This is a genomic window from Ensifer sp. LBL, assembly GCF_050435225.1.
Taxonomy (GTDB): domain Bacteria; phylum Pseudomonadota; class Alphaproteobacteria; order Rhizobiales; family Rhizobiaceae; genus Ensifer.
Genome location: NZ_JBNDJY010000008.1, coordinates 256667 through 278880 on the forward strand (window position 1 = coordinate 256667; position 22214 = coordinate 278880).

Consider the following 22214-nt stretch of genomic DNA (forward strand, 5'->3'; position numbering starts at 1 on the left):
TCACGGCGCCAGGGGCTGCGGACGACGGATGTATCTCCACAGACCGAGGGCAAGCGCAAGCGATATGCCGAGAACGATCCCGAGGAAACCGCCGCCGGCGAGCAGAACCACGGTGCGCGGCGGCCAGCTGCGTGCATTCGGCGGCAAGGCGCGCGAGATCACGCGAACATTGGTCGTGTCGATCTGCTGGCGTTCAGTGATCTGCTGGGCACGCGCCAGGTGGGTCTCATAGATGGCGGCCTTGGCACGGGCGTCCCTTTCGAGATCGCGCAGCTGTACCTGGGCTTCGTTGTCGGAAAATACGTTCGACTTCTCGTCGCTCGCCTTGGCGCGCAAGGCCGAAAAGGCCTGCTGCTCCCGGTCCATGTCCGCCTTGGCGCGATCGAGGATGCGGCGCGCCTCGTCAGCCATGGCCGATTCCAGGTTCGCACGCTCCGAGCGCGCGTTGACGAGGCGCGGATGGCGCTCGCCATAGGTGCGCTGCATCGAGGCGATCTGCTGCTGCAGCACGTTGTACTGTTCGCGCAGGTTCGTCATGTTGACGGATTCGAACTCGGAAGCGCTTGCGGTCCGTCCCTGCGCGATCGCGTCGTTCATCTGCCGGTAGCGGGTATCGGCCTGGATGAAGCGCTGCTGGGCGTCGAGGACCTGGGTGTTGAGTTCGTTGGAAAGCTGATTGCTGACGAGCTGGCCGTCATTGGTCGACTGCAGCCCGTTCTTGCGGCGGAAATCCTCGACCGCCCGCTCGGATTCGGTGACGTTGTGGCGAAGCTCGTCGAGCCGGGCGTTGAGGCTTTGTGCGACGCGACCGGCACTCTCTGCGGCGGACTGAAACAGCTCCTGCTCGAAGGCCGCGACGATCGCATCCGACAGCGTCACCGCTTTCGCAGGCTCTTCGCTCCAGACCTTCATCACCACCACGAAGGATCGCTCTTCGCGCCGGGCTTCCACCCGCTCCGACAGGGCGCGCATGGCGGCAAGCTCGTTTCCGGCCTGCTGCTCCGCCTTCGTCGAGAAGAGGTTCTTCAGCGAACTGAAGGCCGAGGGCTTCACGAATTCAGGATCCTCGGTGAGGCGCAGCTGGGTAATCACCCGCGACAGCACATTGCGCGACGTCAGGATGCGCAGCTTGCTTTCGACCTCGAGCAACTGTGCATCGCGCTGCGGGTTGCTGGTGAAGACGTCATCGCTGACGACATTGAGGTTGGACGGATCGACGACGATATCGGTGTAGACCGTATAGCGCGGCGTCGCCGTCATCGCATAGGCGAGCGCACCGCCCACACACAGGACGAGCGCCAGCACGATCCAGATGAGCCCGTCGCGCAACCAGCCGATGATATCGTCGATGCCGATCCTGTTAAGGTCGCTCAACCCGGGAAAGTAGCTATCACGAGGCGCGTTAGCCGTACTGGACACGGGACGCGCCACGTCAGTGGGGTGGGGCGTGGCGTTCGGAATATCTCTGGATTGGCGCTGGATTTCGGCGGGCCGGTCTGTTGCCGACCTGTCGGCGGCAGTCTCCGCTTCGTGAAGGTCTGACGAGAGCAGATCGAGCAACGAGCCTCTTTCGACCGGTGCACGCTGCTCGCGTGCCGGTTGGCTGGCCCCCTGTTTTCCGGCCTCGTCCGGCCTATACATAAGCATCCCTCACGCACGCCCATCAAGACGCGAAGATCGTGACCCCGCGAGCCGCCTTCTAGCGCAGAATTAAGGTTGTACGGTGAATATTCCGTTAAACGGCAGGATTGTCGCTTAACCCATGGCTTCAGAAGTCGGTCAACAACCGGCTCCAGCTCTCCGATGCCAGGCCGCCGACATAGATATCGTTGCGCTGGGCCGCGTCTTTCAGATCGGCATGCCGCGTCACCATGCAGAAATAGCCGCGATGGTGGAAAGACAGCCATCTCTGGCGCGAGATCGCATTCATGAGGAACGGCTGCGAACTGCCGACGGCGAGCGCATAGCCTTCGGCGTCAAGCGCATGGAACATCTGTGCGGTGACGTCGAACTCGCGACCGGCCTCGCAGACGACGTTGAGCACCGTCGCCCGCTCGCCGGCCTTGCCGAAGTAGAGATAGGCGCCGATGACGCGCCCGCTCTCGTCTCGAACCTCGCGGCAGAGAAGATTGCCGAGCGGCGTGTTCAGTCGCGCGACCATCACCAGCCAGTCGAACTCGCTACGCGACCAGACCGGCCTCACGGAAAAGCGCTGCAGCATCGGTTCTGCGAGATCGACGAAGGCGGCGGGGTCGATGGCGTGCGTCGTGCAGCCGGCCACCGGATCGGGTTTCGTGCGCGGGCGGCGACGCCGCAGCAGTCGGTCGGCAAGCGCGAGCGGCTTGGAAAGGATCGGGGATCGGAGCGGGCGCACTTGCCGACCAACCGTCAACCCCCAGGCTCTGAACGGCCGGAAGGAGCGACGCCAGTCGAGGCTCTGGATCGGCAGCACGACGCCACCGCCGGCGACCCAGTGATCGGCGCTGACCGGAGACGAGTTGTCGGAAAAACACATGTCCTGTCGTGTCGCCCGCATGGCGCGCGCCAGGCAGGCGGCGCCGACCGCACCGGCCTTGCCCTCGGACATGAAGGCGCAAAGAAGCTTTGCGACCGTCCGGCGGCCATTGACGGTGAACTCCATCGGAAGCGCCAGGATAGCGCTACCGATGCTTCCGGACCCGTCGTCGTAGACGATGCTGCCGTGTTCCGGGGCGTATAGCGGGCTACCGAAGAAGATGGTCTCGACATAGTTCTGCAGTTCCGGGCTCGCGTCCTGCTCCCGCTTGCGAAAGATCCGGGTGAACATGCTGCTGACGGCCGGGATATCCCGGGGTTCCATGGCACGCACATTGCCCATCCGGGGCATTTCCCGTCCGAGCGACCGTGCGGCCTGGATTTTCCCCAGTTCAGCCTCCATGCGCCACCCCCGTCGACAGGGAAGTTGCACCGGCCTGCTCCCGATCGCGCCTCACGAAACGCAGGAAGACCGCCCATGAGACGATCACCATCGCGATCTCGATCACGTAGAAGGAAATGAACGTGCCTGCCGGCGGTGCGTACCAGGTGGCCCAAGCGGTGAGTGCCGCCCCAAGCACGCTGCCAAGGCCCATGACCGACGCGCGCGCCGGATGGTGGCCGGACGCGCCAAGCGCCTCCATCGCCACCGACCACATGGCAAGCGGCACGACCACCCAGCACAGGATGCGAACGAAGGAAACGAGAGAGACGTAGTCCTTGCCGAAGAGATAGGGCAGCACTGGCGCCAGCACGAAGACGGCGACGGCTGCGGCAATGCTGATCGAGGTGGCCGCAAACAGCACCTTGCGCACGCGCTCGAAGGCATGATGCAGGCCGGCTGCAGTCGCCTTTGCCGAACCGGGATAGATCAACCGGTTCAAGGCCTCGACCGACAGGTAGCTGCTCTCCAGCATGCGCCGCGCGACGCTGTAGCTGGACATGACCTCGGCACTCGCGACCAGGCTCAGGACCAGAAGATCGGCGTTCTGCCGGACGGCGCGCAGGATGAACGGGATACTGAAATAGAGCCCGAGCGGCAGCTCTTCCCGCACGATCCCGTAGGTCGGGCGTCCCAGTCCCTTGACCGCCCGCCAGCAGCCAAGGGCCACGATCACATGGCACACGAACTGCCACACGGCCCAGGAGGCAACCGACGCCACTCCGAAGGCGATGCAGGCGAGCGCTGCAGCGATGGTGCGCGCCAGGGCGAAGCCGACGACCACCTTGTTGGCCGAGGCAAAATTCGAATGCGCGAGAAAGATCTGCTCCGCCAGCACGATGACGCGCACGAAGATGATGTTGGTCACGAGCATCAAGGTGATCACCGTGACATTGGTCACGGGATCGGGCGAAAGCGTAAAGAAGAACGGCAACACCGCCGCGCCAAGCAGCACCAGCAGCACGCCGCTGATCGCAGTCAGGATGATGTTGTGGCCGAGCATCTGTGGGTACATGCTGCGGTCGCGCGCGACGCGGCGCACCAGGCACTCCATCGCGCCGAGACCGCACAGGTGAACTGCGATGTTGGCAACGGCCGTGATTGCGACGAAGACGCTGAACTCATGCACGCCGAGAAAACGCGCGAGGATCGCAAAGGTCAGGAGTTGCGCAGCCGAGCCAATGACAAGGCTGCCGCCGGATGCAGCATAGGATATGATCATCGAGAGGAACGGTTTGTGCGCGCGTTCCTTCACACCTTCCGAAGCCATTCCGATCTGCCCTTGATCTCAACCGCTCATTGTTACGCTCAAAAAGCGTTCAATGACAGCGAGCACCCGCCTCTGATCACGCGCACAGTAACAGGCAGAAATGATTGCGCGGTTAACGTGCTCGCAGCAATTGTATTTCAGCTTCCGTTTACTCAATTACACTAGGCTGCGGTCCGCACGTCTACAGAGTTTTCCAACGACATGAGGAGTGGCCGTGGCGCACGACGACATCAATCCGACCGACCGACCGACAGACGACCGGGCCGCGACACTGCACCGGTTCATGGGTGTCGAACTGGAACTTGCGCCCGACGTCCTGGTGCCGCGGGAAGAAACGGAGCTTCTTGGAAGGAAGGCCGTTTCGATCCTTGAAGGCGGCCCTTCGGACGTCACCATCATCGACATGTGCTGCGGTTCCGGCAACCTCGCCCTTGGCATCGCCAGCGAGATCCCCTCGGCGCGTGTCTGGGGCGCGGATCTGACGGACAGCACCGTCGCGCTTGCCCGCCGCAACGTCGATCGGCTCGGCCTCGGCTCGCGCGTCTCCATCCGGCAGGGCGATCTTTTCGCGGCGCTTGAAAGCGACGATCTGCAAGGCAAGATTGACGTCGTGGTCTGCAATCCGCCCTATATCTCGACCGGCCGGCTGGAGGGCGACCGCGCGCATCTGCTTGAGAGCGAGCCGCGCGAAGCCTTCGACGGCGGCCCCTACGGCATTTCCATCCATCAGCGCCTGATCCGCGACGCGCTTGCCTTCCTGAAGCCGGGAGGCTGGCTGTTGTTCGAGTTCGGCGAGGGCCAGGAGCGGCAGGCAGCCGCCCTTCTCTCACGGGCGAAAGCCTATGCACCGGTCACCTTCGCGACCGACCGCGACGGCAAACCGCGCGTCGCCATCGTCCAGAAAATCGCCGACCCGGCGGCGGCGGGCACCGGAGAGCTCGCCCGATGAGCGAAACCCGTTCGCTAGACTACGCGGACGTTCCAGCGGTCGCCGGAATGTTCCAGCGGGTGTTCCGCGAGGAGCGCACCACTTCGCCAGCCCTTGCCGACTATATGCGGCAGCTCTATCTCGACGGACCGAACTCCGATGCGGAAATCAGACCGCTGGTGCATGTGAACGACGAAGGCCGGATCACCGGTTTCGTCGGCGTCAACGCGCTGCCGATGACGCTGAACGGCCGGCCTCTGCGCGCCGCAATCTGCGGATCGCTGATGGCGGAAGACCGTGAAAGCGATCCTTTGGCCGGAGCGCGCCTCATGAAGGCGTTCCTCGCCGGTCCGCAGGATCTATCGTTCAGCGAGACGGCAAGCGAAGTCTCGGTGCAGATGTGGACGCGGCTTCGCGGCGTGGTTCTGCCGCAGTACAGCCTCGACTGGGTGCGCGTCATCCGTCCGGCGACGTTCAGCCTCAGCGTCGCCTCGAACCGTATCAAGCCCGCCCGGCTCGCCGCGCCCTTCGCGCGTGCGCTCGACAATTTCTATCGCAAGCGCATGGGCCAGGGCGAGCAGCGCTGGTCCGCCCTCCCCGAAGCGGGAGCGGCACCGGCCGGCTTCATCGCGACCGAGACGGACCGCAGCGGCTTTGCCGCCGTCGTCGACCAGTTCACCGCGCAATTTCCGCTTCGCCCCGAATGGAGCGATGGCCAGCTCGACCACATCCTTGCCGATGCTGAAAAGAAACCGGGGCAGGGCGAGCTCGTCTACGCACTGGTAACGGCCCGCACGGGCACCGTCGTCGGAGCCTTCGCCTACTACGCCAAGGCCGGTGAAATCGGTCGGGTACTGCAGATCCTGGCGCGGGCAGGACAGGCCGGGCCGGTCATCGACTGCCTGGTCGACGAGGCGTCGAGACGGGGCCTTGCGGGCTTGCGCGGACGCACGCAGCCGGCGCTGATGGAAGCCATGCTCGGCCGACGCATCGCCTTCGTGCACGTCGCCTCAACCGTCGTGCATTCGCGCGACCAGGAGATTGTCGAAGCCTGCCGCGACGGGCAGGGCTTCTTCAACGGTATTTCTGGCGAATATTGGAGCCGGCTGATCGGCGGCAGCTTCCCTTGAGCGTGACCGGCGGTCCGGCCAGTCCTCAATAGCCGGCGATCTCCTCCACGGGCTGCACCAGTTGCGGCCCGAGATGCAGGTAGCGCGTCGCCTTGCGCTTGGCCGCGATATCCGCCCAGACCCGTTCGACCTGCACAATGGTCAGGCCGGCCGCCTTGGCGACGGCGTCAATCTCGATCCCGTGGTTGAGGCCGTAAAGGCAGAGGTCCATGCGATCGTAAGGCAGTGAGAAATAAAACTCCTCCTGCGTCTGCTCCAGCGAATAGGTGTCGGTCGTCGGCGGGCGACGGCAAACTTCGGCGGGAACGCCGAGATGGGCGGCGAGCGCATAGACCTGCGACTTGTAGAGATGGGCGATCGGCTTGACGTCGGCGGCGCCATCGCCGTTCTTGACGAAGAAGCCCTGGTCGTATTCCAGCCGGTTCGGCGTGCCGAGGACGGCGAAGTTCAGCCGATCGGCATGGTAGTACTCGACCTGCTTGCGGGTTCGCTGCTTCATGTTGGTGGCAGCGACGACACCGAGATAGACCGACGGCGGCATGCGGTGTTTCGATTGCACGCCTTCAGGGCTCTGAACCACCAGCGAGGAGATGTTGTAGCCTTCGCCCTCGAGCGCATTGGCGATGACGACCTTCGAGGCCCATCCGTCCCCATAGTCCGGAACCAGTTCCCGAATGAATGCGTCGCGGCGCTCGTAGCAGCCCATGGCCTTGAGCGTCGGCCCAATGTCTTCGACGATCGCCTCGACGCCGAAGGTTTCGGCCACCAGCCGGCCGAAGCGCAGGCTTTCCGGATCGGAATCGTTTTCCGGCATGAACAGGCAGAAGACGTTCTTGGCGCCGACCGCGCGCACCGCAAGCGCCACGGAGACGCTCGAGTCGATGCCGCCGGAGAGCCCGAGCACCAGACCGCGCTTCTTCATGGAGCGCAACTGCCCGCGCAAGCCGGAAACGATGCGGTCGGTCTCGGCCGCATGGTCGATCGTCAGGGTTTCGGCCGAAAACAGGCCCGTGCCCCCGGTTGTTCTGATGTTCATTGTGCAGGCTCCATCGTCTCGGCGGCAAGTCGGCGGCTTACCTTGCCGGTATCCGTCTTCGGCAGTTCGGTGCGGAATTCGATGATCTTCGGCACCATGAAATCCTCGAGGTGGCGGGTGCAGTGGCGGATGATGTCCTTGTCGGTCAAGTCAGGATCCGTACGCACTACAAGGGCAGCGATCGCGTGGCCGAGCACCGGATCGGCCACGCCGACCACGACAGCCTCAGCGATGCCGGGATGGGCATGGAGCACGGTCTCGACTTCCTTGGGCGCCACCTTCTCGCCACGGGTCTTGATGATGTCGTCCTTGCGGCCGACGAAATAGAGAAAGCCCTCTTCGTCCGTCTGGAAGAGGTCGCCCGTATAGAGCACCTTTTCCCACGGGTTCGGTCCGGGCCGCAGCATGCGCTCGGTCGCCGCGTCGTTGCGCCAGTAGCCCTGCATCACATGCGGCCCGCGGATGACGAGTTCGCCGGGAACGCCCGGCGGCACGCGGCTGCCCTCGTCGTCGACGACGAAGGCTTCTGTATTCGGGATGGCGATGCCGACGGAGCCCGGCCGGCGATCCAGCTCCTCCGGCGGCAGGTAGGTGCAGCGCTTGCACTCGGTCAGCCCGTACATCGAATAGAGCCGCGCGCCCGGGAAAAGCTCGCGCAGGCGGGCGATATGCGGCGGCGGCAGCGCCGCGGCAGTGTTGGAGAGATAACGCAGGCTCGGCAGGAACCCCGGCTCCAGATCGCGCATCTGCAGGATCATCGCCGCCATCGTCGGCACCAGCGGGAAGCCGGTGACGCCCTCCTCGCGAATACGCTCGAAGATCGCATGCGGGAACGCGAAGGACTTTTCGAGCACCAGCGTCGCGCCGAGCCTGATCGCCATCAGCAGCTGGTAGAGGCCATAGTCGAAGGCGAGCGGCAGCACGTTGAGGATGATGTCGTCGTGCTCGTTGCGCAGGTAGGTGGTGATCGATTCCGATGCCGCATCGATGTTGCGATGGGTCATCATCACGCCCTTCGGGCGCCCGGTCGAACCCGACGTGTAGATCAGCATCGCCAGATCGACGTCGATGCCGCGATGCGACACCGGCGTCGCCGCCGCCGACAGGCAGGCGTCGAAGGGCACCGCGCCGGCAGTCGACTGGCCATTCGGCGCCGCGGTCGATGCAACGAAGATGTCGGCCTTGCCGCTGCTTTGCGCCCGGGCTTCCGCCACCACCGGCATCAGCTTGGCCTGCGTCAGGATCGCGGTCGGCTCGCAGTCATCGATAATGTAGGCGAGCTTGTCCGCCTTGGTGGAGGCGTTGATCGGGCTGAAGGTCGCGCCCGCCTTCAGGATCGCAAAGATCGAGAGGGCCGCCTCCCAGCAATTGTCCATGAACACGAGGACGCGGTCGTTGCGCTTGACGCCTGCGTTAGCCAGTGCGGCCGCCAGCCGGCTCGACAGCTCGTCGAACTCGCCATAGCTGAGCCGCTTGCGATCGGTGACCAGCGCCGTCTTGGCCGCATGCCGTGCCGCATTGCCGATGAGAAATTGCTCGAACCGCATGGAACGCCCTCGGGTCTTGGTTAGGCCGTGGCCGGCACTCCGGCCTTTGCCTCGATGAAGGCCGAGATGCGCGCGAGCGAGTCGAGGTTCGCAGGCACGATGTCGGCGTCGGCCATGGCAATGCCGAACTGGTCTTCGATGAAGGCGACGAGTTCGAGAACGCCGGTCGAGTCGATGATATCGTTCTCGATCAGCGAAGCGCCGTCGGCGAGATCGTAGGAGGTATCGCCAAACAGGAAGTTTTCGATGACAAAGGCCCTGACCTTGTCCTTGATCGTTTCCGTCATTTCATGTCCTTTCCCAATGGGTTTCAGGCCGCTTGAGCGGCGCGGATGCTGGTGCCGGTAAAGGTCTGCAGCCAGAGCTGCGTCGACAGGATGCCGACGAAGGCGGCGTTGTCCCTGAAGCCGGTGGTCGGTTGCGACTGGCATTTCTCGTAGAGCTTGCTCACGGCCTTGGCATTGAACAGACCGTTGTCGCCGATGCGCGTCTCGCTCATGGCATCGCGAACGTAATCCAGTTCGCCGGCGCCGGTGAACGAATGGCTGTCGGGCGCGCGATAGGGCTGCTTGGTGCGCTGACCGATCGTCGGCGGAAGCAGATCCTTCGTCGCTTCGCGCAGGATGTGTTTTTCCACCAGGCCCTTCAGCTTCATCTCGGGCGGCAGACGCGTCGCGAACTCGACGAGGCGGTGATCCAGGAACGGGAAGCGCCCCTCGATCCCGTGCGCCATCGCCATGCGATCACCCTGGCTGGAGAGAATGTAGCCGGGCAGAAGGAAACGGCTTTCGAGATATTGCGCCTGGTGCAGCGGATGCCAGCGACCGAAGGCGGCAGGAAGCCGGCTCGCCAGATCTTCGGCGGCGTCGTAGCCCTTCAGCGTGGCGCGCAGGTCGGGAGAAAAGAAGATCTTGGTCGCGGCCGTGCTCTTGAACCGCGGCCGATGCGAGAACAATGGGTCGTCGAGCGGCACGTCGCCGGCGCCGAAGAAGGCAGCGAGATACTCCGCCGATTGCTGCTGCAGGCCGGGCAGGTATGGGTAGAGCTTCCGGAACAAATGCGGGCGGATCTTCGAACCGGGCTGGCGGCCGCAGAAGCGGCGCACCCGCGCCTCCTTGAAGATATCGTAGCCGGCAAAGACCTCGTCGGCGCCCTCGCCCGTCAGCACGACCTTCAGCCCTTGCTCGCGCACGAGACCCGAGAGCTGGTAAAGCGGAGCAGGCGCCGTGCGGATGATTGGACGTTCGGCGAAGCGGACGACCTGCGGGAACACTTTCGCAATGTCGCCGGCGCGACAGGCGACCGCGCTATGATGCGTGCCGAGAGCCTTCGCCATTTCCATCTGGAAGGCACTCTCGTCGTGCTCGACGCTATCGAAGGTCACGGAAAACGTGCGCAACCCCTGCGGTGCCATTCCCGCCGCAAGCGCCGAGACGATGGAACTGTCGAGCCCGCCCGAAAGATAGGAGCCGACGGTCACGTCGGCCCGCATGCGGATCCGGGTCGCATCGGTAAGAAGGGCGCGCAATTCCTCAGCCGCGCTGCGCTCATCCGTAAACGATGGCGGCGCGTCGTGGTCCGGATAGTCGAGTTGCCAGTAGGGGCGGATCGACGTCCTGCCCTTCTCGACGATCATCAGGTGAGCCGGCTCAAGCTCGTGAATGCCGCGAAAACCGGTCCGCGGCGCGATCGGTGCCCAAAGGGTAAAGATCTGATCGAGCGCAACCGGATCGAGTTCGGCGGATATGCCGGGAACCTGAAGCAGCGCCTTGATTTCGGAGGCAAAATAGAATGTCCCGCCATGGGTCGTGTAAAACAGCGGGCGCACGCCCATGCGGTCGCGCGCCAACATCATGCGCTGGCGGCGTCGATCCCAGATCGCGAAAGAGAAATCGCCATTGAGGACGGACAGGCAGTCCTCGCCCATCTCGGCGTAGAGGTGCAAGATGACCTCGGTGTCGCTTCCGGTGCGGAACCGCCGCCCCTTGGCGCGCAGTTCCTCGCGCAATTCGACGTAGTTGAAGATCTCGCCATTGAAGGCGATCGAAAGGTCGCCGGCTTCGTCAGACATCGGCTGCTGGCCGTCGCCGAGACCGACGATCGAGAGCCGCACATGGGCGAGGCCGGCCTCCGGCGCGGCAAGAATACCGTTTTCATCCGGGCCGCGATGCGCGATCGCAGAGGCCATCCTTTCGAGAAGGATTTCCGCCTCCGGGACCGACCCGAAATAGCCACCGTAACCGCACATGCCGAGATACTTTCACACCGTTCGATCACTGCCGGACCATAAACCGCATGACGGAATCATGGGTTAATCTCCGGCATTTTCTAGTTGTATGGTAAATACCGCCGTTCAGGCGCCGCCTTGAGGATGCGCGCCGCTGGCCTCTGCCGTCAGCGCTCCGGAATTCGTCTTTTCGATACCATCCTGAGCGTCAGATACAGAAACAGGATTGGCCAGAAAACGCAGACCAGAAGCCCGGCGACGCGGTACATGTTCCAGGGTGCATGCGCCTGCAGGCCTTCGAGATAGGTCATCGCCACAAGAAAAAACGCCGTCAGGCCATAGGCGACACCGGCAACGTATAACCAGGACATGCGACCGCCCTCCGCGACGCGCCACAACCGAAACCAGGAAATAGCAATAGCGAACTTATACCACCGGAAGTAACATCTTGAAACGAAGAATTAACTTTAAGCGGAGGCATGGTTAACCGAACCGGGGATCGTTTCGGTTCTCGGCCAATGCCCCGGGCATTGCCATTCGCGTTCTAAAGACACGGAACGAATTTGAGCTGCCAACAGTCCTTAGCGGCTGCCCTCGCGGGGCACGAACAGCAGGTCGAAACCGCGGAACTCCCGGCGCGCGATCGATTTGCGCAGCGCCGTCCAGATAGCCGACGGATTGTCGAGGCGGAAACCTTTGAAGCTGCGGATCAGCCCGACAGTGGCGGTCATGGTGCGAAGGACACGTGACAGCCTGGAGCCCGTCAGCGACGCAAACAGGATCTGCGGGTGGACCGCCAGCAACACCCCGGCCGTCCGCGTCCGATCGATCGTTCGGAACTGGTCCAGTGCGCGATACTCGTAGCCTTCGATGTCGATCTTGAAACAAAGCCGTTCGGTCCGGGCCATGTCCTGAAGGGTTGCGATCGTCACGGTACGCGCCCGGATCGCCTCGCCGTCGTCGTCGGCGATCAGGGCCGATGTTTCGGAGCTGCCGAAACCGCCGCCGACGGAATGCAGCACGAGAACGTCATCCTCCGACAGCGCGGCATTGATGACCCGCACCTCGCCGCAATTCTCCGGCTGCATTTCCTTGAGGATGCCGAAACAGACAGGGTCGGGCTCGACCGTGATGACGTTGTCGGCAATCTGCGCCGCCCAATAGGGTGTCACGCCGATCCAGCCGCCGATGTCGATGAAGGTCGTCTTGGCGTCGACCAGGCGTTCGATGTTCTGGAACGTGCAGGGCTCCCAGTCGCCGTTCTGCAGCCGCGCGAAAAAGCGCTTCTTTTCCGGCTTGTCGGGAAACTGAACGGTCTTGTGGAAATAGGTGATCGAACGCATGGCGTTTCTCTAACCCATATCCGGACGAAGCGGAATCGATTTTGCGAAGGGCTCGTATGCCCGAGGCGAATGACTGCCCCGGCGCATCACCGTCTGCATTTTCGGGAAGGACCGCCCGTACAAGGGAGCCGCCGACGTCAGGCGTCCACCGGCTCCATCGAACCGCGGGCCTCGCTGAGTTCCGCCGTCGTCTGCGCGAGGCGGTCGGCAAGAACACGCATGATTTCCACCGCCATCTCGGGGAAATCGGCCAGAAGTTTAAGGAAATCGTCCTTGCGGATGCGCAGGGCTTCGAGCGGCGTGCTGGTGCGCACGGTCGCCGTGCGTGGCGTATTGCAGAGAATGGCGATTTCGCCGACGATCGAATTCTGCTCGACTTCGGCGATCTTGAACGGTCCGCCCGCCGTATTGATCAGCACCTCGGCCTTGCCGGAAAGAATGACATAGGCCGCGTCGCCGATGTCACCCTGGTAGAAGAGCGCTTCGCCAGCGCTGTACATGACCCTGTCGGACGTGAAGGCCAGAAGTTTCAGCTTTGCCGGCGGCAATCCCGAGAAAAGGGTTATTCGGCGCAGCATTTCGACTTCATCTTTGAGCAACATCACAATCCGTGTCTCCGAGTTCCCGTCGGGAGCAACTTGCCTCCCGCATCGCGGCGGGACCATATGCTCGTGCCCTGACATTAATATTACATCAAGATGCCATTTCCTTATAGTCAGGTCGTTCATCCACATTGGCGTCGTGCAGCAGGCGCCCGTTTTCGAAACGGGCGACGCGATCGAAGAGGTCCGTCAACGCCGGATTGGCAAGGACCCAGATCACCGCCGGATCGCGCCCGCCCTGATCGAGCATCGCAAAAACGTTGCGGACGACCTGTTCCTGGACACGCTGGTCGAGCGCCAGGAGCGGCTGATTGAAGATGTAGTAATCGCAATTGCGGATCAACGCGCGCGCAAGATCGAGCTTTTGCCGCTGCGCGGCCGTCAGCCGCTTACCGCCGGCGCCGACATTGAAATCGAAGCCGAAGGAAAGCACTTCGTTGTAGAGGCCGCCAGCCTCGAAGAGATCCCGGACGATGGCGCGGATTTTCTCCGAGCCGTCGGCGTGTTTGTGACCGATACGTCCGAAGAGCACGTTGTCGATGATGCTGCCGGACGCGATGAAGCGGTTCGGACGGTAGTGCTCGATCATGCCTGCGAGATCGGCCGGCAGGCCTTCGTCGAACTCGCGTCGGGCGGCAACGATCTTCGCCATCACCTCGTCCGTCAACAGACCGAAGCGGTGCCGCGGCTCGATATAGTCGAAGCACAGCCTGATCACCTTGATCTGGTCGTCCTCGGAAACCTCGCCCTTGCCCTTGGTGCGGACCTTCTGGAGGATGGCCTCATAAACCGGGATTTCCTCGGCGGTCATGAAGGTCAACTGCTGGAAGAACGGGTGATCCGGCGGCAAGTCGCGGAACAGTTCGACGACGTTCTCGGCGATTTCGATGCCCATCTCATAAAAGGTGTCGCGCAGGCCGACCCGCTGCAGGATCGTCTTGAAGAACGGATGGTTCTCGAGCGCGTCTGCCCATACCACCTGATCGGTGATGGTGCCGAAGAGCATGTTTTCGCCGATCGTCGCCTCGACATTGTAGGTCCCGGGCTCGAAGAACACGACGAGGTCGCTGAGCTTTTCCTTTTCGAGACGCTGCCGGAGCGCGCTGCGCATCTCGACGATGCCAGCGGCAAACTCCGCATGCTCATGGGGATCGATGGTCGAGCGCACGGCCAGCGCCATGACGTCGTTGGTCAGAAGCACGGCGTCGAGAACCGGCCGGATCTGCACGAGCAGATCGTCCGGCCCGTTCGCCCCGGCGGATCCATAGTCGATCCAGTCGCTGTTGACGTCGAGATACGGGTTGCCGGCCAGCCGGGCCTCGGTCACCTCCCACTTGCGGTGCGTCGCTCGCTCGCCCTCATAGACCTCGTTCGTGAGCGGCGCATGCTTCAGCCCGTAAAGGATGTTGTCGCCGAGGCTGCCCTGGAAGACGTAGACGTCGGAGGAAGCATAGGCGATCCGCCGGCCGGTCACCGATTCCGGCAGCTCCAGAATGTCCTGTCCACCGACGAGCACCTTGCCGCTTGCCGGCCAGACGAGGCGGCCGAAGGCCTCGGCGAGCACTTCGCCGCCGCCCATCAGCGCCACCTTCTCGCCGGGCTGGACCTGCAGCGAGACATGGTCGAGCAAAGTCGAGCCGCCGTCGTCGATCACCGTCAGATTGACGGCCGCAAGCGGCCCGGCGAGCGGCGCCGCAGCGGTCGTCGCCACCGCCTGCACCTTGGGATCGAGCAGCGTGTCGACGCTGAACTGCTCGACCACCTGCGCATATTTCACCTGGACGTCCTGACGGGCCTGGTCCCAGTCAATCAGTTCCTTCAGCGGACCCGGCAGGTCCTTGTAGGCGCCGATGACGGCGACGAGCTGGCCGATGTCGAGGCGACCCTGCAGGGCGAAATAGCCGCCGATCGCGTAGAACAGGAAGGGCGTGACCTGCGCCAGGAAGTTGTTGATGAACTTGACGAGGAATTTCCACTGGTAGAGGTCGTAGCGGATCTGGAAGATCCGGCCGAGGCGAGCCGCAATGTCGGCACGCTCGTAGTTCGACGTGTCGTGACCGCGGATCGCGCCGATGCCGTCGACGATCTCACTGACGCGGCCGGAGAGCTCGCGCGCCGTCAACTGCCGCTCCCGTCCAAGCACGAGGAGCCGCTTGCGCATGCGCGGAATGATGATCGCCTGAACCGCGACGATCAGCGTTGCGATCAGCCCGAGCCAGAAGCTCTGCAGCAGGATGAACACCAGCGCCGTCAAGGCCTGGCCGCCGAGCAACGCGGGCGAGACGAAGGCATCGCCGGTGAAACCGCCGAGCGGCTCGACCTCGTCCTTGATCATCGTCGCGATTTCGGCGGGCTTCACCCGCTTGAAATGGCTGGGCGGAAAACGCAACACCCGGTCGACAAGCTCGAAACGGATGCGCCGCAACAGCCGCTCGCCGAGCCGTCCCTTGAAGGTGTTGATGTAGAATTTGAAGAGGCCGTTGACCACCACCAGCGCCAGGAACACCAGGCTGAGGGCGAGCAGCATGCCTTCGCGGCCGAGCTGGAAGCCGTCAAAGACATTGAACGTGCCCAAATACGGCAGGTCGAAGGATATCGGCAGGAAGGCCTGCGTGGCCTCCGGACTGTCGAAGCCATCACCCTGGATCGGCCCGTTGACGATCTGTTTCGGCAGATCGAACGACAGGAAGTAAGGGATCATCGACAGCGCGACGACAACCAGGATCCAAAGCTGGTCCTTGCGCGTGTGGGTCCAGATATAGCGGGAAAGGCGTGGTTCCATGTTACTGGCGATAGGACCTTATTGAACACGACTGCTGCTGGCGGGCCGGGTTGCCACATGTCCCCTGCACGCATCACTCTTCGGCGGCACCTTCGGACGAGGCCTCACGGCACGTTTCTGAAGGGACGCCTGCATATTCCGCCCGGCGCCGAATCCGGTTGATCGATTATGCAGGTGCGAGGGAAATCTGCAATGGACGCGGTTTCCAACAGGCGGCCTTGAAGTCAACCGGCAGAGGTCGACGCTCCCGAAAGCACACGCCGTTATTGCACTCGCTCGATGCGCAGCTTACAACGACCGCATGAAACAAACCAGCCATCCCCCCTGCCAAACCAGCGATTGGTACGAGCATGCCTTCGATCTCGCACGTGGCATCGCCGCCTATACGCGCAGTCCGCTGATCGAAGGGATCGGCCGGGTGATCGCCAAGCATCCCGACGCCCATATCGCCAATGCCTTCAATCACAAGCAGGTCGCCTGCAAGGTCTGGGCGCGCGATACGCTGTTTGAGGTCGCGGGCCCCTCCTATGGCAAGATCGCCATTCTCGGCGGCTGGTACGGCATTCTCGGCGCCATGCTTCTGGAAGACCAGCGCTTCGACGTGGCAGCCGTCGACAGCTTCGACATCGACCCGGACGTCGAAGCGGTGGCGCGGACGCTGAACGCTGCCTTTCCGGACAAATTTCATGCCGTGACGGCGGACATGTACGCGATCGACTATACGGCGCTCAAGGCGGACCTGGTGACCAACACGAGCTGCGAGCATATCGCGGACCTCAAGGGTTGGCTCGATCGCATTCCGGCCGGCACGCGGGTGCTGCTGCAATCCAACGACTATTTCAGCGAGCCGACGCATATCAACTGCGTGGCGTCGGTAGAGGAATTCGCCAAGCAGGCGGCGTTGAAGACGGTCGAATTCGCAGGCGCGCTGCCGACGAAAAAATACACCCGCTTCATGCTGATCGGCACGGTCTGAACCGATCGGGAGTGCACGTGTTTGGCCGGACGGCACCCATGCGCTCCGGCACCGGCAGCGGCGGTTACCGCCGCTCCTCGACGTTCAGTCATGCGTCTCGGCAGCTCTTGCTTTCATCTCGCTCCAGAGCGACGACGCGGTTCCGGCGAAGGCCCCGTAGCCTGCTTCAAACGGATGTCCGTCGTTGTCGGGATAAAAGCGCTGCCCGGCCAGGATCGCATCCCGCAAGGCGTCGGTCGTTGCATCGACCGCGCTGCGATACGGCAGATCAAGCCGGCCGGCGACTTCCCGAATTTTATCCTCAAGGGCGATCTGACGTTCAACACTGCGGATGAAGCCGGGATCGGCAACGGCCAGTTGGCCACCGCGCCGAAGATACTCGAAAATCACACGCTCCTTCGACGGAATGAGCAACAGCCCTACGCGTCCCCGTCCCTGCGCGGCCCAGTCGGCCGCGAAACGTTCAAAGTCCCCAAACATCGCTGCCGTCTCGGACGAGGCCAAATCGCTCATGCGACCGGCATCATCCACATAACGCCGCGACACGGGCGGGATCCCGTCCGGGAACCGGTAATAGTCGGAGGTTTCATCGCCGCCCGCGCCAACGAGGCGCGCATACAAACTCGCCACACGGTCCTTAATCGCATACTGATAAGCGCTCAGAAGCGCGACGTTCTCGAACAGCTTCGTCTTGATGCTCGCCGATCGTGCCTTGGTGCATTCCGTATGGCTTCCGGTCGGGCTGAAAAGAGCCTGCAGGTGAAGCCGCGCCTGTTCTGCAAGCCAGAAGTCGGAACGCGCGTTCATGATATCGCAGGCCGAAAAGACGATCGCGAAGTCGTTGCCTGGAAAAATAGCGACGATCGCGCCTTTGGCTCCCTGTGCCAGCGCGTCATGGATGAGCGCGTGGTAGGTGTAGATGCCGTAGCTTCCGACACCGAAATTGTAGGTGTGTTCGCCGGTGATGGCCTGGAAGACGGCCGGCCAGGCCTGGCCGCTCTCGACGTTGTTGCCATAGGTCATCGAGTCGCCGATTGCAGCGACGTGAAAGTCCTGCCGAGCGCCTGCCGGGTCGCGGAAGCCGTCCCCGTCAACGCCGGAAAGGGTAGGGTCGAGACGATAACCGTACTTCTCGTCGGTGGTTCGGTGCGATTGCGTTCCGATCGGAAACGGCGTGAACGCGCGCAGCATTACCTCCCCGGCCCCCAACGCCAGGGTCACTGAGATCAACAGCGCGATCAGATTTCTCAACGGCCCCTCCTGCCTTACGCGCTCGACGCGCCGAAATCCCCTGGCATTGCTCTGCGATCGACGTTCACCGCGACTACGCCACCGCTTCTACGCCCGTCAGCCGGCGCTGGTTCAGCGCACAGGCGATGCCGTGCGCCAGAGGCCAGCGGATGTTGGAGAGGTAGACAAGGCAGGAGATCCGTGCGGGAAACGCTTCACCAAGAGAATGACCCAGTCCTGGCGAGACCTTGCGTTTCGTGCGCAAGGGAACCCAGGTTTATCGTTCGGTGGAATTGCACTGCGTATATTCAGAATCGGTATTATTTATTTACCTAACATACGATTCTGGAGGCAGCTAGCCGGAACACGCAGAGCGCGAGTAATATATCCAGGCTACATACTGGCAGACAAGCGAGCGGTCGCCCGAGCGTTGGTTTGCCGAGCGACCTTTCTACGGCGGTGGTTCCGCTCCATCGCGCCCTTCGCGGAAGACCGATCGGGCACCACCGATCACGGGCTAGCGAACCGCCTGAAGCTCCAGTATCTCGGCCGTTTTAGCGGCACCGTTAAGATCGAGCGGCGGGATCTCCGGCCTTGGCCGCGCCAGCATCATCTCGACGTCGCGGGCCAGCCGCTCCGGTGTTACGTCCGCTTCCGGCAGAACGCCGGCAAGGCCCAGTTTTTCAAGCCTTTCCGCGCGCGTCGATTGCTCGGTCTCGCCGCCGGCGACGAAGGGAATGAGCAGCGACGCACAGCCGGCACGGAAGATATCGCAGACGGTGTTGTAGCCGGCCTGGGAGACCGAGAGACGCGCACCCGACAAGAGGCTCGCAAAATCCTTGCGGAAGCGGAAGAGATGCACGTTTGCGGGCGCTGCGGCGGCAAAGCCGTCGTAGTCGTCCTGCGGCAGGTTCGGCCCGGTGATCAGGCACCATTTCAGGTCGCCCGCAAGCAGCCCGGCCGCCTGTAGAGCCGCGCCGATCAGTTCCTTGCCGACCGCGCCGCCGCCGGCCGAAACAAGCACGTCGAACCTTTCAGCCGGCGGTTCAGGGGGATGGCCGGCGACAAGGCCTGTGTAGACGATCTTGTCTTCCATCTCCGCCGTATAGGGATAGGTCTCTTCGAGCCGCGCGAAGGCCGGATCGCCGTGCACGAGCACGAGATCGAAATGCGCCCTGACCACGTCGAGGGTTTCTTCGGCGCGTCCCGGCTTCGTGCGTTCCTGCAGGATATCGCGCAGCGACGCGGCAACGAGGGGTCGCGGCTCCTGCTTCTCGATCACCTCCAGCAGCGGCATCAACTCGAAACGCATCTGGCGACGGCCAAACGGAAAGGCTTCGAAGATGACGATGTCGGGCTTGCAGGCAAGAAAGGCCTCGATCAGAAGGTTCCGGCGCTTTTGCTTGAAAGCTTCGCTGACCGGATTTCCCTCGCCATCGGCAAGTCCGCTAAACCCCTTGTCGCCCGCCAGCACCGGCGGCAGGGCCACGTGTTTCACATCGTTTGCCGGGAACCCCGGCACCGGGCTGCCGCCCGTCACGACGGTCACGTCATAGCCTTTGGCCGCCAAGGCGCTCGCGATCCGGCTTGCCCGCGCCAGGTGACCGATGCCGAGCAGGTGCTGTACGTAGAAGAAGACGCGACGGGCGGACATCAGGCGGCTCTCCATTCGCGGACAAACAGGCCGGCGAGTTGTTCGATGCTGGTGTGGTGGTCGAACTGGCCGCGAACCTTCCGCTCGGCCGCATCGCCGAACCGGTGGCGAAGGGCCGGATTGCGGATCAGTTCCTCTAGCGCGACCTCAAGCGCCTGCGGGTCCTCCGACGGAACGACACGACCGTTTTCGCCATCCTCGAGCAGTTCCGGCACGCCGGATATGTCCGTCGAGACGCAGGCAAGGCGCTGGCTCGATGCTTCCACAAGCACGTTCGGCAAGCCGTCCCGATCGCCGTCCGCCGTGATCCGGCAGGCGAGCGCGAAGATGTCGCTTGCCCGATAGTGCGCAAGCACATCGGTCTGGTCGAGCGCGCCCTTCCAGACGATGCGGTCGGAGATGCCGAGTTCCGTGGCGAGCGTCTTCAACTGGCCGGTCAGTTCCCCGGCACCGATATGCTCGAACCGCCAATGAAGCTCCGAGGGAAGCTTGGCCAACGCCCTCAGCAACACGTCGTAGCCCTTCTTGCCAACGGCACGCCCGACGCTGACGATGCGGACGGGATCTGAAGGATCGGAGCCTGTGCGGCTGGAATGCGTGCCGTGGAAACGCTGGAAGCGATCGAGGTCGAGGCCATGATAGCTCAGATGAACCCTCGACTTGTCGCGCGCAAGGCTGCGGAGATGCTCGTAGCCCATGCGCGTGCAGGTCACGGTCCAGCGCGCAAGGTCAAGCTTTTCGGACAGTTCCCAGTTCGGCGAGGTCCAGATGTCCTTTGCATGCGCCGAACAGGTCCAGGGCGTGCCCGCAATCACGCTGGCATAGGCCGTCACCGAGGCAGGCGTATGGATGAAGTGCGCGTGCAGCCAGCGCGGCTGCCCCGGCCACTCGGCGGCGAGCACTAGCGCCTGGCCGAGGCGGCGAAAGCGGTTGCGGCTGAAATCGCGCGGCAGGTCCTTGAGGAACAAGCCCAGGGCGCGCCAGAACCCGGGCTTCGGCAGACAGCGCACGAGCCCGCGCAGGACCCTTAGCGGCTCCTCGTGCAGATATTCCGGCAGGTAGTGGACGTCGGCGCGGATTTCGTCGTGAACCGGGTGGCGCTTGCCGTCCGTTGGACGACGAAGCGAGATCAGGACGAGTTCCATCCCGGCGCGTTCGAGGCCAAGCAGTTCCTGGGCGATGAATGTTTCCGAAAGACGCGGGTAGCCCTTCAGCACGACTGCAATCTTGCGGTCTGTCGGCAATGCTTCAGCTCGATTTCTTCACGATGTTCAGGTGGTCGCTCGATGGCCGATCGAGCCATCTGCCGACGATTTCGGAGATGTGCACGAGGCCTTCCAGCCGCAGGCCGTTGGCGCTGCTTTTCGACGGTGGCGCGCGATAGGGCAGCGCCCTCAGCGCCGCCGCCAGCCGCAACGGATCTTCCGCCTCGTCCGGCAGGAGCATCTCGACCAGCCCCAGCTCGGCAGCCCGGCGCGCGCGGATCAATTGCTCCTCGCGCGGCTGGATGCGTGGCACGATCAGCGCCGGCTTGTCGAAGGAGAGGATTTCGCAATAGGTGTTGTAGCCGCCCATGGCGACGACGCCTTTGGCGCCGGCGATGAGCTCCTCCATGCGATTGTCGAATTCGATGATCTTGATGAAGGGGATCTTGCTGCCCTTGCGGATCAGCTTCTCCCGCTTCTTCACCGGCATGTAGGGCCCAAGCACGATCAGCGCCTTGTGGGTGAGCTCGGGATCTTGCTGATAGGCGTGGATGACGTCATGGATCAGGTCCGCGCCGTCGCCGCCGCCGCCCGTGGTGACGAGGATGTAGTCGCCCTGGGGCTTATGGCCCGGCAGTTCCTCGCGCGGAACGCTGCGCTGCAGGAAACCGACGAAGTTCATGCGCTCGCGCACCGCCGGCGGCACGTCGAGTTCGGTCAGCGGGTCGTAGAAGTCGGGCGGGCCGTAGACCCAGATCGTGTCGTAATACTGCTCGATCTTGCGCATGGTGTCGCGGCGCTTCCACTCGGCCTCGAGCAGGTGCGGCGCATCCATGACCTCACGCAGGCCGAGGACGAGCGTCGTGCCGTGCGCCTTCAGATAGGTCAGCGTCTCCTCGACCTCGCCGCGCAGGCCCATCGGCTCCTTGTCGACGATGAAGATATCCGGCTTGAAGGTCTCTGCCGTATGGCGAATGATCGCCTGGCGCATCTTCAGCGTCTCGTCGAGTTCGATATGGCGGTCGAGCGAGGTGTAGTCGCCATTGTGCAGCTTGATCACGCTCGGGATCTTCACGAAATCCACGCGCGCGCGATAGTCGAACGCGCCAGCAATCGTCGCCCCGGAAATGATCAGGATGTTCAAGCCGCGATAGTCTTCCACCAGCGAATGCGCGATCGTGCGGCAGCGCCTGAGGTGTCCGAGCCCGAACGTGTCATGGCTATACATGAGGATCCGGGCATCTTCAAAACGCCGCATCATGCAAGAAACCTTTCACTCAGGGTACGATGAACCGTTTCACGCGGGCCGTATAGCTGCGTCAAACCGG

General features: G+C 63.2%; 18 protein-coding genes. 3 read left to right on the plus strand and 15 right to left on the minus strand.

From position 1 onward, the window contains the following. The 3 genes from OKW20_RS28310 to OKW20_RS28320 all read right to left on the minus strand — a co-directional run bounded on the left by OKW20_RS28310 (position 1) and on the right by OKW20_RS28320 (position 4226). Positions 1-1641, minus strand: coding sequence for a GumC family protein (locus OKW20_RS28310; RefSeq protein ID WP_043613732.1), 1641 nt, complete (start codon positions 1639-1641; stop codon positions 1-3). A 127-nt stretch (positions 1642-1768) separates the two neighbouring features. Continuing rightward, complete coding sequence (locus OKW20_RS28315; RefSeq protein WP_429177517.1) at positions 1769-2857, minus strand: GNAT family N-acetyltransferase; 1089 nt, start codon at positions 2855-2857, stop codon at positions 1769-1771. Between the two features lie 49 nt (positions 2858-2906). Continuing rightward, positions 2907-4226, minus strand: coding sequence for a lipopolysaccharide biosynthesis protein (locus OKW20_RS28320; protein ID WP_429177519.1), 1320 nt, complete (start codon positions 4224-4226; stop codon positions 2907-2909). Between the two features lie 283 nt (positions 4227-4509). Here OKW20_RS28320 and OKW20_RS28325 point away from each other — a divergent pair, with 283 nt between their 5' ends. Both OKW20_RS28325 and OKW20_RS28330 read left to right on the plus strand, forming a co-directional pair. After that, on the plus strand, positions 4510-5175 hold the full coding sequence (locus tag OKW20_RS28325; protein WP_402323017.1) for a N5-glutamine methyltransferase family protein: 666 nt from the start codon (positions 4510-4512) through the stop codon (positions 5173-5175). After that, on the plus strand, positions 5172-6284 hold the full coding sequence (locus tag OKW20_RS28330) for a hypothetical protein (RefSeq protein ID WP_429177521.1): 1113 nt from the start codon (positions 5172-5174) through the stop codon (positions 6282-6284). The genes OKW20_RS28325 and OKW20_RS28330 overlap by 4 nt, the downstream gene beginning before the upstream one ends. 25 nt (positions 6285-6309) lie before the next feature. Here OKW20_RS28330 and nadE read toward each other — a convergent pair whose 3' ends face one another. The 8 genes from nadE to OKW20_RS28370 form a co-directional block, all read right to left on the minus strand. Further along, positions 6310-7320: an NAD(+) synthase gene (nadE, locus tag OKW20_RS28335; RefSeq protein WP_429177523.1), complete on the minus strand. Its 1011-nt coding sequence runs from the start codon at positions 7318-7320 to the stop codon at positions 6310-6312. After that, the gene (locus OKW20_RS28340) at positions 7317-8867 is read right to left on the minus strand and encodes a class I adenylate-forming enzyme family protein (protein ID WP_429177525.1); all 1551 of its coding nucleotides are present in this window, start codon (positions 8865-8867) and stop codon (positions 7317-7319) included. Before OKW20_RS28340 ends, nadE begins: the two co-directional genes overlap by 4 nt. Before the next feature lie 20 nt (positions 8868-8887). Then, positions 8888-9154, minus strand: coding sequence for an acyl carrier protein (locus tag OKW20_RS28345; RefSeq protein WP_034799210.1), 267 nt, complete (start codon positions 9152-9154; stop codon positions 8888-8890). 23 nt (positions 9155-9177) lie between these two features. Next, a complete protein-coding gene (gene asnB, locus OKW20_RS28350) occupies positions 9178-11115 on the minus strand; it encodes an asparagine synthase (glutamine-hydrolyzing) (RefSeq protein WP_429177528.1) in 1938 nt (645 codons plus the stop codon). A gap of 146 nt (positions 11116-11261) precedes the next feature. Next, the gene (locus OKW20_RS28355; RefSeq protein WP_429177530.1) at positions 11262-11465 is read right to left on the minus strand and encodes a hypothetical protein; all 204 of its coding nucleotides are present in this window, start codon (positions 11463-11465) and stop codon (positions 11262-11264) included. 210 nt (positions 11466-11675) lie between these two features. Then, positions 11676-12437, minus strand: a complete 762-nt coding sequence (locus OKW20_RS28360) for an FkbM family methyltransferase (RefSeq protein WP_429177532.1) — start codon at positions 12435-12437, stop codon at positions 11676-11678. A gap of 137 nt (positions 12438-12574) precedes the next feature. Next, positions 12575-13039 (minus strand): cyclic nucleotide-binding domain-containing protein, encoded by a 465-nt coding sequence (locus OKW20_RS28365; RefSeq protein WP_034799203.1) that lies wholly within the window; start codon positions 13037-13039, stop codon positions 12575-12577. 91 nt (positions 13040-13130) lie between these two features. Further along, positions 13131-15821 carry an ABC transporter transmembrane domain-containing protein gene (locus OKW20_RS28370; RefSeq protein ID WP_429177534.1) on the minus strand — a complete coding sequence of 897 codons (2691 nt, stop codon included), beginning with the start codon at positions 15819-15821 and terminating at the stop codon, positions 13131-13133. A gap of 301 nt (positions 15822-16122) precedes the next feature. Here OKW20_RS28370 and OKW20_RS28375 point away from each other — a divergent pair, with 301 nt between their 5' ends. Continuing rightward, entirely contained in the window at positions 16123-16797 is a 675-nt protein-coding gene (locus tag OKW20_RS28375; RefSeq protein WP_429177536.1) for a class I SAM-dependent methyltransferase, read from the plus strand. A gap of 84 nt (positions 16798-16881) precedes the next feature. Here OKW20_RS28375 and OKW20_RS28380 read toward each other — a convergent pair whose 3' ends face one another. From OKW20_RS28380 to OKW20_RS28395, 4 genes are all read right to left on the minus strand, one after another. Further along, positions 16882-18048, minus strand: a complete 1167-nt coding sequence (locus tag OKW20_RS28380) for a hypothetical protein (protein WP_429177538.1) — start codon at positions 18046-18048, stop codon at positions 16882-16884. Positions 18049-18544: 496 nt separating this feature from the next. Beyond that, complete coding sequence (locus OKW20_RS28385; protein ID WP_429177540.1) at positions 18545-19681, minus strand: glycosyltransferase family protein; 1137 nt, start codon at positions 19679-19681, stop codon at positions 18545-18547. Next, the gene (locus OKW20_RS28390) at positions 19681-20925 is read right to left on the minus strand and encodes a glycosyltransferase family 4 protein (protein WP_429177542.1); all 1245 of its coding nucleotides are present in this window, start codon (positions 20923-20925) and stop codon (positions 19681-19683) included. The genes OKW20_RS28385 and OKW20_RS28390 overlap by 1 nt, the downstream gene beginning before the upstream one ends. Positions 20926-20929: 4 nt before the next feature. After that, positions 20930-22147: a glycosyltransferase family protein gene (locus OKW20_RS28395; RefSeq protein WP_402321784.1), complete on the minus strand. Its 1218-nt coding sequence runs from the start codon at positions 22145-22147 to the stop codon at positions 20930-20932. Positions 22148-22214: the final 67 nt, after the last annotated feature.